We start from the raw sequence: 13,931 nt of genomic DNA on the forward strand, positions 1-13,931 counted from the left end.
TACGAGATACGTGACGGCAGTTTGAAGGCAAGAGCGAGGTCATTGAAGGGCGTCAAAGGGCAAAAACCGTGTCGTCGCACCCGGCTTTGCGCAAAGTTTGTTCCCGTGTCTGGGCATGTCAGGCCAAGGAGAGTTTACAGCCGCTTTTCGAACAGCAGGCAGCTGAGGATCTATGCGATCCTCGGCTGCCTGTCGCGAATGGGCTGACTGGAGCATTTCACCGTCTCACGGAAACGGCGAACCCTCTAACTCTTTGTTTTGACGCAATTCCGGACGGAAAACCGCTTCACGCTTTTCCTGGAATTGCTCTGGCAGAAGGCGATGGCGGCGGCTTTCAGCGATCGGATTTTACACGTATCGGTTGACGATGTTTTCCAGCAGTTCCTGGCGGCCCGACCTTGGCTGCGGCTCGATCTTCTTCTTGACGACACGCTCGGCGATGTCCTCCAGCGTGCGCTTGCCGGACAGCATCGCCTTGCCTTCGGCCGTGTTCCAGCCAGCATAGCGTTCGGCCAGCGGTGCCGACAGCGCCTTGTCCTCGACCATGCGGGCGGCGGCCTTCAAGCCGCGAGCGCAGGAATCCATGCCGCCGATATGGCCGATCAGCAGATCCTGCGGATCGAGCGACTGGCGGCGCAGCTTTGCGTCGAAATTGGTGCCACCGGTCTTGAAGCCGCCGGCCTGCAGGACTTGGTAGTAGGCCAGTGCCATTTCCGGCACGTTGTTGGGGAACTGATCGGTGTCCCAACCCGACTGGTAGTCGTTGCGGTTCATGTCGATCGAACCGAAGACGCCGAGCGCATTGGCCAACGCCAGCTCGTGCTCGAAGGAATGGCCGGCCAGGATGGCGTGGCCCTGCTCGATGTTGACCTTGACCTCCTTCTCCAGCCCGAAGCGCTTGAGGAAGCCATAGACGGTCGCGACATCATAGTCGTACTGATGCTTGGTCGGCTCCTGCGGCTTCGGCTCGATCAGGATCGTGCCCTTGAAGCCTATTCTGTGCTTGTAGTCGACGACCATGCTGAGGAACCGCCCGGCCTGTTCCTGTTCGCGCGCAAGGTCGGTGTTGAGCAGCGTCTCATAGCCCTCGCGCCCGCCCCACAGCACGTAGTTCTCGCCCTTCAGCCGCTTGGTCACGTCGATACAGCTTTTTACCGTCGCCGCAGCATAGGCAAAGACATCCGGGTCGGGATTGGTGGCGGCACCCGACATGAAGCGGCGATTGGAGAACAGGTTCGCCGTGCCCCACAAAAGCTTGACGCCGGTCTGCTTCATCTTTCCCGCGAAGTAGTCGGCAATCTCGTCGAGGCGCGCCGCGCTCTCGGAAAAGTCCTTGCCCTCCGGCCGCACATCGGCGTCGTGGAAGCAGAAATAGGGCGCACCGAGCAGCGTGAACATCTCGAAGGCAACATCGGCCTTGAGCTTGGCCAGCTCCATCGTGTCGGTGCCGCCGGCCTTGGGGAACCACGGCCGGTCGAAGGTTTGGCCGCCGAATGGATCGCCGCCCGGCCAGGCGAAGGAGTGCCAGTAGGCGACGGCAAAGCGCAGATGGTCTTCCAGCCGCTTGCCGGCGACCACCTCGTCGGGATTGTAGAACCGGTAGGCCAGCGGATTGGTCGAATCCGGCCCCTCATATTTGATCTCTTTGATGTCGCCGAAAAATCCGCTGCTCATGTTTTTTCCTCTCGAATAATTCGCCGTGATTACCTCAGGCGTAATTGGTTTCGTTCTTCCGCTGGTCGAAAAGGCTCGTGTCAAAGCCGCTCAATAAAGGAGACAGACCATGACCGACCTCAACAAGATCGCCAAAAACTACATCACCGCCTGGAACGAAAGCGATGCCGGCCGCCGGGCCGAATTGCTCAAGGCGACCTTCACCGAAGACGTCAGCTATCGCGATCCGCTCATGCAGGGCGATGGCCATGCGGGTGTCGCGGCGCTGATCGACGGCGTGCAGCAGCGATTTGCCGGGTTTCGCTTTTCGCTGAAGGGCACGCCGGACGGTTTTGCCGACAAGATCCGCTTCTCGTGGAATCTCGGACCTGAGGGGACGCCTTCGGCGATCGAAGGCACCGATATCGGCGTCATCGAGAACGGCCGCCTGAAGAGCGTCACCGGTTTTCTCGACAAAGTGCCAGCGCAATGAGGACTTCTGGGGGAGGCGGGCGTGAAGCGCCCCCCTCTGGCCTGCCGGCCATCTCCCCCTCAAGGGGGGAGATCGGCTGTCACGCGGGCCTTCGCCAATAACCCATGGTGAAAGAAATGAGGCAATGAAGCTGCCGATCTCCCCCCTTGAGGGGGAGATGCCCGGCAGGGCAGAGGGGGGTAAGCGCCCGCTCACGCCGTGGCGACCTTGATTGCCGGGTACAGCGCCCGGTAGCGCTGATAGGCATCCGCATAGACGCCGCCGAGCGTCACGTCCGGTTCGATCGTGGCATCCGTCCTGGGTGCCGTACAGATTTCGAGCGGATCGGCACCCGTCGCCGCGATCAGGCCGAGCCGAGCAGCACCAAAGGCGGCGCCGAAGTCGCCGTCGGCGGGAATGTCGACAGGCAGTTGAAGCGCGGTGGCAATCGCCTTCAGCCAATAGCGCGAGCGCGAACCGCCGCCGATCGCCGTCACCCGCGTCAAGGTCGTGCCGGCATTGGCCAGGGCCTCAAGGCTGTCGCGGAAGGCAAAGGCGACGCCCTCCAGCACGGCCTGGGTCAGCAGGGCACGGCTCGATTCATGCGCCAGCCCCGTGAACGCGCCGCGAATGGCGGAATCATTGTAGGGTGTGCGCTCACCCGAGAGATAAGGCAGGAAGGACACGCCGCTCGGCGCCTTCAATGTGTCGCCGAGTTCGGCGGTCAACTCGCCGGCGCCTTTTCCGGTGATTTCGGACAGCCAGTTGAGCGAATCGGTTGCCGACAGGATGACGCCCATCTGGTGCCAGGTATTCGGAAGCGCGTGGCAGAAGGTATGCACCGCGCTTGCCGGATTGGGCAGGTAGGAAGCATTGGCGGCAAACAGCACCCCCGATGTGCCGAGCGAAACGAAAGCGTTGCCTGCGCCGACCGTGCCCATGCCGCAGGCCGAGGCCGCATTGTCGCCGGCGCCGCCGGCGATCGGAATGCCGGCCTGGACGCCCCATTTCGACGCCAGTTCGGCACGCAGCGCGCCTGCCTTCTCGGTGCCCTCGACCAGCGACGGCATCTGCTTTTCATCGAGCGATGTCGCCGCGAGCAGGTCCGCACTCCAGCGCCGCTTGCCGACATCGAGCCAGGACGTGCCGGCGGAATCCGACATTTCTGAAATGTGTTCGCCCGTAAGCCAGAGCCGCAGGAAATCCTTGGGCAGCAGCACTTTTGCGACCTTGGCGAAGACAGCGGGCTCGTTGTTCTTCACCCAGGCAAGCTTGGGTGCGGTGAAACCGGGAAAGACGATGTTGCCGGTCAGCGCGCGGAAGCGCGGGTCGGCGTCGAGGAAGGCGGCCTCGGCGTGACTGCGTGTATCGTTCCACAGGATGCAGGGACGCAGCACCTTATCGGCGGCATCGAGCAGCGTTGCGCCATGCATGTGGCCGGACAGGCCGATACCCTTGACCGCGGCGAACTCCCCGGGATGCCTGGCCTTGAGGTCGGCGATCGCCTCTTCGCAAGCGCGGATCCAGTCGTCGGGATTCTGTTCCGACCAGCCTGGATGCGGTCGCGACACGTCGATCGACGCATGGCCGGAACCAATGACGGTTTGCCCGGCATCGATCAGCAGCGCCTTGACGCCCGATGTCCCGAGATCGAGGCCGAGATACATGATTTCCTCCCTTGCCATTAATTTTTTCGGGTCTCGAAAAAATCCGGCTTGGTCAGTTTTTAAGACAAGATCGGTCGCGGGTCAATTCTCTGACAAATTGGCCGCACGCCGAGAAAGCAGCGCCGACAGTGGACTGCCGGGCCGAGCCATTCCCCGTTCGGCCGTGAGCGCCCTGCCAAGCGCACCGTCACCGGCACGCAGGGCCGCCTCGATCAGCGTCAGGTCGATGACGTCGCGTTGGGCGTGGCTGCCGCCGAAACGGTGGGCGATCGCCCGGATCGGCCGGACCAGGCGGACGGTCTCGGCGTAGCTGCCTTCACCGAATGCCTTGATGGCGAGCGTCAGGGGATAGCCGACATCCCTGGTGAAATCCGCGTTATCGTCGTTGCCATGCATGGCCTCGCGCTGTGCGTCGAGCAAGGTCTGGGCCGGGGCGTCGAGCCCGGCGCCGACGAACGCCATCATCGCGTGGGCATCGTTGAAGGCATAATTGCCGGCGCCGGCCTTGCGCCAGTTGGCGGCGAGCGCCGCCCAGCGGTCGCCGACATCGATGCCGCCAAGATAAAGCCGCCACAGGATTGCCGACGCGTCGACCATGTTGAGCGCCATGGTCGACTGCCCGCCATAGATGGGACCGTCATAGAGCGCCAGCACCTCGTCTGTCTCGCCGAGATCATAGTGGAACAGCGCCAGGTGCCACCAATTGTGAACCTGCAGGAAGCTTTCCCTTGTCCACGCCTCGGGGTCGGCGCGCATCCAGGCAATACCATCTCTTTGCCGGCTTTGCATTTCCATGACATGAGCGACGGCATGCTGCGCCCACCCGTCGCGCGGCTCCATGTCGACTGCCGCGCGGCCAAGCTGCTCGGCCCTGACATAGTCAGCCATCTCCTCAAGTCCGAACGCCTGCATGCCGAGCATGGCGTGGTAGCCAGGCATGCCGCTTTGCCATGATGGCAGGGCACGGGCGATGCGATCACGCAGCATGCGGGCATTGCCGGTGAAGAAATCGATCTGGTGGCCGACCTGCAGCGCCAGCCCGTCGCGAGGGGTCTCGATGGTGACATCCTCAAGAATGCGGCTGGCTTGATGCCAGCGTCCGTTGGTGAGATGGCCAAGGGCAGCGACATGCGCCTGCTCGCGCGTGGTCGCGGCAAGTGGCAATGCGGCCTGATGGCAAGCCTTGGCTACGTCCGTCGCCTCTCGCTCGGTGGCGAGGCCGAAAAGGTAGCCCTTGAAGACATGCGCCATGACGAAGCCGGGAGCTTCCGCAATGGCGCGGTCGATCGAGGCTACGGGATCGCCGATGAAGCACTGCAGTTCACGCACTGCCTGGCTGTAGGGCGTGAACCCCGACTCCGTCGCGCCCGAAAATGTCAGGCCGAATGCGTCCCTGATTGCCATGCAACGTCCTTTGATCGGCCCGTGGCGGGCGCCACGCCCTTCGGGCCAGGACAATCTTAAGGCATGGACCACAAACGTGCCAACCACGCGCTACGCTGGGCCATTTCAGTAGTCTTTGCAGTTTAGCAACCATGCGGGGCAGATTAGGCTTTGTAAAGGCGAACGAATTGTGTCTTCATTGCGGCATTGGGCGGGGGCTTGAAATCGCGAATCGAGAGGGACGCGATGCGGCATCTGAAAAACAGGCTTCCGAACAGTCGTTCGGAGGACGCGGAAGACACAGTTGCTTTGCTGCGGCGAAGGCCGCCTGGACTACATCCATGGTTCATTAGCCTTCTCGCAACTATAGCCTTTGCGTTGCTGCCCAGTTCCGCTGCATTTGCCGCATGCGTGCTGGGCCCATCCGCCGGGAACACCGTTTACACCTGTGATAGCGGCGACTCAGGCGGCAGCCTCACCGATGCCGATGGCGACAACACGCTGAATTTCCCCGCCGGCGGGACCGGGCAGATATCAGGCAACGTCACCTTTGGCGTCGGTACGGACCGCATCAACATGCAGTCCGGCACCATTACCGGCACTGTCGATCAGGGCGGCGGCACCGATTTCTTCACCATTGGCGCGGGTACCGTAGCCGGCAATGTCCAGCAGGGCGCCGGCATCGACGATTTCAACATGAGCGGTGGCCAGATCGGCTCGCTCAACCAGGGCGATGGCCTTGACACGTTCACCATGACGGGCGGCCGCATCGTCGATTTCTTCGACGATGGCGACAATGCCGTGATGACCGGCGGCCGCATCGGCCGCGTCAATATGAAGCTCGACCAGAACTATTTCAACATGTCAGGCGGCACAATCGACCGCAACCTCGTCACCGGCTTCGACATGGACACGATCATCCTGTCGGGCGGCACCATCGGCGGCAACATCAGCGTCAGCGGTGGCAATGACAGCGTGACGGTCACCGGCGGCACGGTGGGCGGCGACATCCTGATGAGCTTTGGCGCCGACAACTTCGTCTGGAATGGCGGCGGCATCATTTATGGCGCCGTCGATCTCGGCGGCGACAACGACACCGCCAAGCTCAGCAACCTCACCAACGCCAATCTCGGCGCCACGGATGCAATCACTGGTGGCCTCGGCACCGATGCGCTGACCCTGGACAACGTCAAGCTGCATGGGATCAGCCGGCTCCAGAACTGGGAAAGCATCGGCGCCACCAACGACACCGAGCTGACGTTCGACGGCAATCTTGTGCTCGGCGACAGCGGCACCGGGACAGGTTCGCTCAGCGTCGATGCCGCGAGCACGCTCTATGGCGGCGGGTTCAACGCGGCGATCCAGGCCTTTACGGCGGGCCAGCTGGCGCAGGTCACCAATGCCGGACGCATCGATCTGACCAACGGCAGCACCGGCGCGACAGATCGGCTGACGATATCAGGCAATTATACCGGCCTGGGCGGCCTGCTGTTGATCCAGACCGAACTCGGCGACGACAGTTCCGCGTCCGACAGGCTGGTTCTGTCGGGCGGAACGGCTTCCGGTTCGACCGGCATCTCCGTGGTCAATCTCGGCGGCGCCGGTGCTGCGACGACGCAGGACGGCATCATGGTCGTCCAGGCGGTCAACGGCGCCAACTCGGGCGCCTCCACCTTCGCGCTCGACGCACCAGTCGCCGCCGGTGCCTTCGAATATTATCTGTTCAAGGGCGGCGTCAGCGCCGGCAGCGAGGAGAATTGGTACCTGCGCTCGACGTTGAACACGCCGGCCCCGCCGGCCCCAGCCCCGCCAGTGGTCGAACCTACGCCGCCGGAACCGGTGCCGCCGGCGGCCGAGCCGCCGCCCCCGCCGCCTTCCGAGTTGCCGCCAACGCCGCCGCCGACCGAGGGCGACATCAACAGCCCGCCGGTCGACCCGACACCGCCGGTGCAGGCCGCCGATCCGGAGCCCGACCCGCCGCCGCCACCACCACCGGCGCCACCAGCGGATCCGCCGCCGCCACCGCCACCGGTGCCGACGGAAACGCCAGACCTGCCAACACCGGCCGGGGGAGAGGAAATCCTGCTCTATCGCATCGAGGTTCCGGTCTATTCGGCCTTGCCGCCGGTCGCCGAACATCTGGCGATGACGACGCTCGGCACCTTCCACGAACGGCGTGGCGAGCAGAGCCTGTTGTCGAACACCGAGCTGTCGCCGGTCTGGGGCCGTATCTTCGGCCAGGACAGCAAGATGGCTTATTCGGGAACGGTCTCGCCGTCCTTCGACGGCACTCTGTTCGGCTTCCAGGGCGGCTTCGACGTATTCGGTCGAGAAACCAGCTCCGGCTCGGTCGATCGCGCCGGCCTGTTCATTGCCTATGCCAGCATGAATGGAGATGTGCGCGGCCAGGCGCTGGGACAGGACTATCTGTCCGTCGGCGGTATCGATCTCGATGGCACCAGTGTCGGCGGCTACTGGACCCGCATCGGCCAGGGCGGCTGGTACCTGGACGGTGTCGTCATGGCCACCTTCTTCGGCGGCAACGCGACATCGTCGCGCGACGTCGGCGTCGACATCGATGGCACCGGCGTCACCGCTTCGCTGGAAGGCGGCTATCCCATAGCGCTGGGACAAGGCTGGACGCTCGAGCCGCAGGCGCAACTGGTCTGGCAGCATCTGTCGCTCGACGATACATCGGACCGCTTTGCTTCGGTTTCCTTCGATTCCGACGGCAGCGTCACCGGCCGGCTGGGCGCGAGGCTGCAGGGCGAGACTGCCATCAACGGCGTGCCGCTGCAGCCCTACCTCAAAGCTAACATCTGGCATGACTTCGGCGGGACCAGCCATGTCAATTTCGACACCACCGACATCTCGACCGAGGGCAGATCGACCTCGTTCGAGTTCGGCGGCGGCGTGGTCGCCAAGGTGACGGACAAGGTCAGTATCTTCGCCACCGGCGACTACACCACCAATCTCGGCGGCGACAAACGCCGGATCCTCGAAGGCAACCTGGGGTTCAGCGTCAAATGGTGAGGCTGATCGATCATGATCCCGAAACCGGGTTTCGGGATCATGATCAGAATTCAGAATAGAGCCTAGTTGCCCGAACGCATCGCCACCGTGGCAATGCCGGCGCCGACCAGCAGCGTGCCGCCGGTGCGGTTGAAGACGCGGATTGCCTTGGGATTGCGCACGACGTTGCGTGCGCGTGCCGCGATCAGCGCATAGCCGAAGGCATTGGCGAAGGCGAGCGCCAGGAAAGTCGTCTCGAAGATCAGCATCTGCGTCCAGAAATCGGCGTGCCGGTCGAGGAACTGCGGCAGGAAGGCGACGAAGAAGGTGATGCTTTTCGGGTTGAGCGCGGTGACCAGCCAGGCATGCGCCATCATCTTGGCCGACGACACCGCGTCGGTGCGCGGTTCGGCCTTCAGCGCGCCGCCGGCGCGGAACAGTTTCACGCCGAGATAGATCAGATAGCCGGCGCCGATCAGCTTCAGGATGGTGAAGACGGTCGCCGAGGCCGCAAGTAGCGCGCCTATGCCCAGCATCGACAAGGTCATTGCGGTGAAGTCGCCCAGTGCCACGCCGACGGCCATCGGCAGGGCGGTGCGCCAGCCCTGGCCCAGCGCATAGGATACGACCAGAAGGATGGTCGGACCCGGGATGATGAGGAGGATCGTCGATGCGGCGCCGAAGGCGGCCCAGTTTTCGAAGGACATGCTCGTCTCCTTTGAGCTCAAAGAAGAGGATAAATCCTTAGGCCCGGGAGAATGTAAAGATGCGATTTCCCTAATTTCGCCAACGGCAGACCGGCGTCAGTTCGCACCGCTCAGCGCGCTCACGATATCGGCCAGGCTGACATTGGCACCGAGAACGGTTGCCGCCGCCACAATGGCCGCGGCAAAAAGCGTGATGTCGGTTTTTAACGTCTTGCACATGGAGGCCCCTCGCTGATCGCTTGAGGAGTAGGAAGCGCCAGCGTCGGGATTATGACCCGACCGAGGTCTTTTCGCGCGGCAGCTCCCGGTCGACGGGTCGGGAGGGAGGTCGAAAGCCAACACGGTCATGCGCAAACGCAGGCTGTATAAGGCCTTCACGCTTTATCAACCATGAATGATGAAAATGCCTGCTATCTGGCCGGACCGTGCTTCCCGCCGACAGCGTAGGGTTTGGGTATATGGGTGAGTTGCCGCAAGGTCCAACGCCGCCGCGAAACGGCGACGCAAGCGTAGCCGATCATCATCTTTCCCGCCGCGCCATCCTGTCCGGGGCAGGCGCGCTGGTGCTGCTCAGCGCCGCCGGTTGCTCGACCTCGGGCGGTGGCCTGCCGGCGCTCGAACTCGACGATACCGTCACCAGCTCCGTGCCGATCCGGCCGAGCATCAGTGTCGACAAGAACATCACCAGCCCCGGCGTCATGTATGCCGCGCTGACGGATGGCGGCTTCAACGTGCCGGAAGTGCCGTATCTGAAGGTCAAGCCGGAATTCCGTCGCCAGATCGTCGTCGACACGACAGGCGAGGCACCCGGCACCATCGTCGTCCATCTGCAGGAGCGCATGCTCTATCTCGTCCAGCCGGGTGGGGACGCCATCCGCTACGGCGTCGGCATCGGCAAGGACGGCTTCCGCTGGTCCGGCCGCGCCAACATCCAGTACGGCAGGGAATGGCCGACCTGGACGCCGCCGCCGGAGATGATCGCCCGGAAGCCCGAACTGGTGAAATGGCAGGCCGGCCAGCCCGGCGGCCTCACCAACCCACTCGGCGCGCGCGCCCTCTATATCTACCAGGACGGCAAGGACACCGGCTATCGCATCCACGGCTCGCCCGAATGGGCGAGCATCGGCCAGGCGATGTCGTCGGGTTGCGTGCGCCTGATCAACCAGGACATCATCGACCTCTACAGCCGCGTCTCCAAGAAAAACCCGGTGGTGGTCGTCTGACACGTCACGCGCTCCACTCTTCCGTTGCGCGATAGCGAAAGACAGGCGAATGTGCCTGCGAATTCATCGCTCGGGAGACGTCAGGAATGGCCGGAACTTTTGTCATCGCTCAGGGCGGCGGCCCAACCGCTGTCATCAACCAGACGGTGGTCGGGGCGACACTGGAGATCCGCAAGCGGCATCCCGGTGCCAAGGTTCTCGGTTCCATCCACGGCGTGCGCGGTATCCGTGACGGCAACTATGTCGATCTTTCGGCAATCCCGGAGGACCGGCTGCGGCTGATTGCCGGAACGCCAAGTGCCGCCCTTGGCTCGACGCGTGACAAGCCGGATGCCGCCTATTGTGACGTCATCCTCAACGGACTGAAGAAGGCGGGCGCCGATGCCTTCATCTATATCGGCGGCAACGACACGTCGGGCACGCAGCAGATCCTGACCGATGCCGCAGGCGGCACGATCGCTTTCGTCCATGCGCCAAAAACCATCGATAATGACCTCGAGGAAAACGACCACACGCCGGGCTTCATTTCGGCGGCCGAGTTCGTCGCCGGCGCCTTTCTCTCCGTCGACCTCGATTTTCGCGCGCTGCCCGGCATCTATGTAGGCATCGTCATGGGCCGGCATGCCGGCTTCCTGACCGCCGCCGCGGCAGCATGGCAGCTCGACCCCGATAGCGGCCCGCATCTGGTCTATGTGCCCGAACGCCCATTCTCGGCCGCCGGCTTCATCGACGACGTGCGCGCCACGCTCGACCGCCACAAACGCTGCATCGTAGCCGTTTCGGAAGGTGTCAGCACCGCCGACGGCAAGGCGCTGGTCGAAAGCCTGGTGCCGCCGGACAAGCTCGAGCGCGATGCGCATGGCAACGTCAAGCTGTCGGGCAGCGATCTGCCGGCCGCACTTGAGCGCGCACTGGCCGAAGGCCTGCCCGGCAAGCGCGCCCGCGTCGATGCGCTCGGCTACATGCCGCGCGGCTATATCGGCGCCATCAGCGCAGTCGACGCGCAGGAGGCGTTCGATGCCGGCGCTTTCGCTGTCACTGTCGCTGAACAGGGCGGCGGCTCGGTGGCGCTGCAATATGACGGCACCAAAACGGTGCTGAAGAAGGTGCCGCTGAAGAACGTCGCCGGCAAGACCCGCCACATGCCGGATAATTTCATGAAGCCCGATGTCAATCAGCTGTCCGATGCCGGCATGGCCTATCTCAAGCGGCTGGTGCCGGAAAAGTACAAGGTCGGGAAGCCTTTCGTCTGATGTCGGATCACACCTGATGCCTGGCTCACACCTGATGCCGGGCTGGTTCAGCAGGAGCATCGTCGACGACAAGATGACGATGCTGACCGAACCGTTCGTGCATGAGTACCTGCGCGCCAACATCTGGCACCTGCGCGGCCGCGACGCCGACCTTTTGGTCGACACCGGCATGGGCATCAGTCCGCTGGCGCCGCAGATCCAGACGCCGCAGGGCAAGCCGCTGCTGGTCGTCGCCACCCACATCCATCTCGACCATGTCGGCTCGCTGCATGAATTCCTGTGGCGCGCAGGGCCAAGGCACAGCGCGGAGCAGTTCGAGAGCATGGATGAGGCGGCGACCTATGCTTACATGTTCCAGGATCTCGAAGGCGCCGTTTCGAAACTGCCGGCGCCGGGCTGGAAGGCTGCCGACTACAAAATCCCGTCCGCGCCGTTGACGCGAACCCTGGACGAGGGCGACATCGTCGATCTCGGGGACCGGCAATTCCGTGTGCTGCATTTGCCCGGCCATTCGCCGGACTCGATCGCGCTGTTCGACGAGGCCGATGGCCTGTTTTTCAGCGGCGACGCCATCTACGACGACACTGATCGACGATCTGCCGGATTCGGACCGAACGGCCTATATCAGTACGATGCAGCGCCTGCTCGACCTGCCGATCCGCATCGGCCATGGCGGCCACGGACCGAGCTTCGACAGCAAGCGCATGCATGACATCGCCACGGCGTATCTCGGACGAACCGGCGGGTTCTGAGCCCCCGGCGGGCAGGGAAGGCCGGACTGGCCCGTCGCCTGACAACATCGTGATCGCCGTCATTCCGGAAATTAAATCTTCGTAAGGTGGCCCGGAATCCCTAAATCGGGCCAAGCTGCGCACTAGATTCAGAGCTGTCGATCCGGTCCGGCTGCCTTGCCAGGCGAGACAGGCAATCGCGACGTTCGACACGCCGAATGGCCGGTTTTTCCTCATAGGGGCCGCCACGGCGCCGGATCAACTCTCGCCCGGACGAACGACCATGTCAGATATCCTTCGCAGACATCGCGTCGCGGCCTTGCTGGGCGCTGCGCTGATCATATCCCCCTTCGTTATGACTTTTGCTCAAAGCGCCAGCGACGCGATTCCGACAACCCAGACACCTGTCGCCGGCATAACGGCTCCCAACGGCTCGTTCGCCCCCATCGTGGCCGCCGACAAGCCGGCGGTGGTGACGATCACCACCGTCATGAGGGCACAGTCGGAAAGCCCGGACGACGGCATGCCTCTCGGCAACTCGCCATTCGACGACTATTTCCGTCAGTTCTTCGGCGACCAGGGCATGCCCGCCCCGCGGACACCGCCGCAGCAGCAGGCACCGCGCGCCGAGGCACTCGGCTCCGGCTTCATCGTCGCGTCCGATGGCACCATCGTCACCAACAATCATGTCGTCGATGGCGCCTCTTCGATCAAGGTGACGCTCGACGATGGCACCGAACTTCCCGCCAAGCTCGTCGGCCGCGATGCCAAGAACGATCTCGCCGTGCTCACGGTCAAGTCGGACAAACCCCTGCCGACCGTCAAATGGGGTGATTCCGACAAGCTCATGCCAGGCGACCAGGTATTGGCCTTCGGCAATCCGTTCGGCATCGGCACCACGGTCACGGCGGGTATCGTTTCGGCGCGCGGCCGCGACCTGCACAGTGGCCCGTTTGACGACTTCATCCAGATCGACGCCCCGATCAATCATGGCAATTCCGGCGGTCCGCTGGTCGATGTGAACGGCAATGTCGTCGGCATCAACACGGCTATCTATTCGCCCAATGGCGGCAGCGTCGGTGTCGGCTTCGCCATCCCGTCGGACCAGGCCCAGAAGGTGGTCGCCAAGTTGATGAAAGGCGGTTCCATCCAGTACGGCTATCTTGGCGTCGAGATCCAGCCGGTGACCCCGGATGTGGCTGGTGCCGTCGGGCTCGACCATCCTGGCGGCGCGCTGGTTTCGCATGTCAATGAGGGCTCGCCGGCCGCCAAGGCCGGTGTCGAGACCGGCGACGTCATCACGGGCTTTGCCGGACAGGATGTGAAGGATCCCAAGGATCTGTCGCGGGCGGTCGCCGATGTCGCGCCCGGCGCCCGGGAGACACTGAACGTCTGGCGCAAAGGCAAGGCCGTGGATATTTCCGTCAATGTCGGGCGCAACACCGATGACGTGAAGACGGCGTCGGTGGACGACGGATCCGGCGCGCCCAGCGCCGGCCAAGGCTCGCGCGTGCCGGCGATGGGGCTTGGCCTGATGGACATCACTCCCGACATCCGCAAGCAGCTGAATCTCGCCGACAATCAGCGCGGCGCGGTCGTTGCCAGCGTCAATCCCGACAAGGCAGCCGCGGCTTCCGGAATTCAGGCCGACGACATCATCGTCGCCGTCAATCAGATGCCGGTGAAGAGCGCCAGGCAAGTGACGCAGGCGATCGCCCAGGCCGGCAAGTCCGGCAAGAAGTCGGTGCTTCTGCTGGTCGAGCGCGACGGCAGCCAGATCTATGTCGCGGTGCCGTTTGCCAATGGCTGACGCATCGCGCTGAATTAGGA

Annotated in this window: 11 protein-coding genes; 6 read left to right on the forward strand and 5 right to left on the reverse strand. The window is 63.6% G+C overall.

What is annotated here, in order from left to right; translation table 11 throughout:
- Window positions 1–348: 348 nt before the first annotated feature.
- Window positions 349–1,674 carry a xylose isomerase gene (gene xylA / locus NKI38_RS05400; RefSeq protein ID WP_352655406.1) on the reverse strand — a complete coding sequence of 442 codons (1,326 nt, stop codon included), beginning with the start codon at window positions 1,672–1,674 and terminating at the stop codon, window positions 349–351.
- 109 nt (window positions 1,675–1,783) lie between these two features.
- On the opposite strand from xylA, the gene NKI38_RS05405 reads away from it, so the two are divergent.
- A complete protein-coding gene (locus tag NKI38_RS05405) occupies window positions 1,784–2,146 on the forward strand; it encodes a nuclear transport factor 2 family protein (RefSeq protein WP_352655408.1) in 363 nt (120 codons plus the stop codon).
- A gap of 191 nt (window positions 2,147–2,337) precedes the next feature.
- Here NKI38_RS05405 and xylB read toward each other — a convergent pair whose 3' ends face one another.
- Together xylB and NKI38_RS05415 are read right to left on the reverse strand one after the other, a co-directional pair.
- Entirely contained in the window at window positions 2,338–3,792 is a 1,455-nt protein-coding gene (xylB, locus tag NKI38_RS05410) for a xylulokinase (protein WP_352655564.1), read from the reverse strand.
- 81 nt (window positions 3,793–3,873) lie between these two features.
- Complete coding sequence (locus tag NKI38_RS05415) at window positions 3,874–5,196, reverse strand: tetratricopeptide repeat protein (protein ID WP_352655410.1); 1,323 nt, start codon at window positions 5,194–5,196, stop codon at window positions 3,874–3,876.
- Between the two features lie 225 nt (window positions 5,197–5,421).
- On the opposite strand from NKI38_RS05415, the gene NKI38_RS05420 reads away from it, so the two are divergent.
- Window positions 5,422–8,208 (forward strand): autotransporter family protein, encoded by a 2,787-nt coding sequence (locus NKI38_RS05420; RefSeq protein ID WP_352655411.1) that lies wholly within the window; start codon window positions 5,422–5,424, stop codon window positions 8,206–8,208.
- 62 nt (window positions 8,209–8,270) lie between these two features.
- Here the strand turns inward: NKI38_RS05420 and NKI38_RS05425 are convergent, their stop codons facing one another.
- Together NKI38_RS05425 and NKI38_RS05430 are read right to left on the reverse strand one after the other, a co-directional pair.
- Entirely contained in the window at window positions 8,271–8,894 is a 624-nt protein-coding gene (locus NKI38_RS05425; protein ID WP_352655413.1) for a LysE family translocator, read from the reverse strand.
- 96 nt (window positions 8,895–8,990) lie between these two features.
- Entirely contained in the window at window positions 8,991–9,113 is a 123-nt protein-coding gene (locus NKI38_RS05430; protein WP_352628329.1) for a hypothetical protein, read from the reverse strand.
- A 239-nt stretch (window positions 9,114–9,352) separates the two neighbouring features.
- Here NKI38_RS05430 and NKI38_RS05435 point away from each other — a divergent pair, with 239 nt between their 5' ends.
- The 4 genes from NKI38_RS05435 to NKI38_RS05450 all read left to right on the forward strand — a co-directional run bounded on the left by NKI38_RS05435 (window position 9,353) and on the right by NKI38_RS05450 (window position 13,911).
- Window positions 9,353–10,117 (forward strand): L,D-transpeptidase, encoded by a 765-nt coding sequence (locus NKI38_RS05435; RefSeq protein WP_352655415.1) that lies wholly within the window; start codon window positions 9,353–9,355, stop codon window positions 10,115–10,117.
- An 86-nt stretch (window positions 10,118–10,203) separates the two neighbouring features.
- The gene (locus NKI38_RS05440; RefSeq protein WP_352655416.1) at window positions 10,204–11,370 is read left to right on the forward strand and encodes a diphosphate--fructose-6-phosphate 1-phosphotransferase; all 1,167 of its coding nucleotides are present in this window, start codon (window positions 10,204–10,206) and stop codon (window positions 11,368–11,370) included.
- Window positions 11,371–11,386: 16 nt separating this feature from the next.
- Window positions 11,387–12,082 carry an MBL fold metallo-hydrolase gene (locus NKI38_RS05445; protein ID WP_352655418.1) on the forward strand — a complete coding sequence of 232 codons (696 nt, stop codon included), beginning with the start codon at window positions 11,387–11,389 and terminating at the stop codon, window positions 12,080–12,082.
- 302 nt (window positions 12,083–12,384) lie between these two features.
- Window positions 12,385–13,911, forward strand: coding sequence for a DegQ family serine endoprotease (locus NKI38_RS05450; RefSeq protein WP_352655420.1), 1,527 nt, complete (start codon window positions 12,385–12,387; stop codon window positions 13,909–13,911).
- Window positions 13,912–13,931 lie beyond the last annotated feature (20 nt).

Source organism: Mesorhizobium sp. M0621 (assembly GCF_040320745.1).
GTDB lineage: Bacteria > Pseudomonadota > Alphaproteobacteria > Rhizobiales > Rhizobiaceae > Mesorhizobium.

Coding starts and splice junctions, on each gene's coding strand:
- xylA (WP_352655406.1), bottom strand. CDS start 1,674: ATGAGCAGCGGATTTTTCGGCGACATCAAAGAGATCAAATATGAGGGG.
- NKI38_RS05450 (WP_352655420.1), top strand. CDS start 12,385: ATGTCAGATATCCTTCGCAGACATCGCGTCGCGGCCTTGCTGGGCGCT.
- NKI38_RS05445 (WP_352655418.1), top strand. CDS start 11,387: ATGCCTGGCTCACACCTGATGCCGGGCTGGTTCAGCAGGAGCATCGTC.
- NKI38_RS05415 (WP_352655410.1), bottom strand. CDS start 5,196: ATGGCAATCAGGGACGCATTCGGCCTGACATTTTCGGGCGCGACGGAG.
- xylB (WP_352655564.1), bottom strand. CDS start 3,792: ATGTATCTCGGCCTCGATCTCGGGACATCGGGCGTCAAGGCGCTGCTG.
- NKI38_RS05405 (WP_352655408.1), top strand. CDS start 1,784: ATGACCGACCTCAACAAGATCGCCAAAAACTACATCACCGCCTGGAAC.
- NKI38_RS05440 (WP_352655416.1), top strand. CDS start 10,204: ATGGCCGGAACTTTTGTCATCGCTCAGGGCGGCGGCCCAACCGCTGTC.
- NKI38_RS05430 (WP_352628329.1), bottom strand. CDS start 9,113: ATGTGCAAGACGTTAAAAACCGACATCACGCTTTTTGCCGCGGCCATT.
- NKI38_RS05420 (WP_352655411.1), top strand. CDS start 5,422: ATGCGGCATCTGAAAAACAGGCTTCCGAACAGTCGTTCGGAGGACGCG.
- NKI38_RS05425 (WP_352655413.1), bottom strand. CDS start 8,894: ATGTCCTTCGAAAACTGGGCCGCCTTCGGCGCCGCATCGACGATCCTC.
- NKI38_RS05435 (WP_352655415.1), top strand. CDS start 9,353: ATGGGTGAGTTGCCGCAAGGTCCAACGCCGCCGCGAAACGGCGACGCA.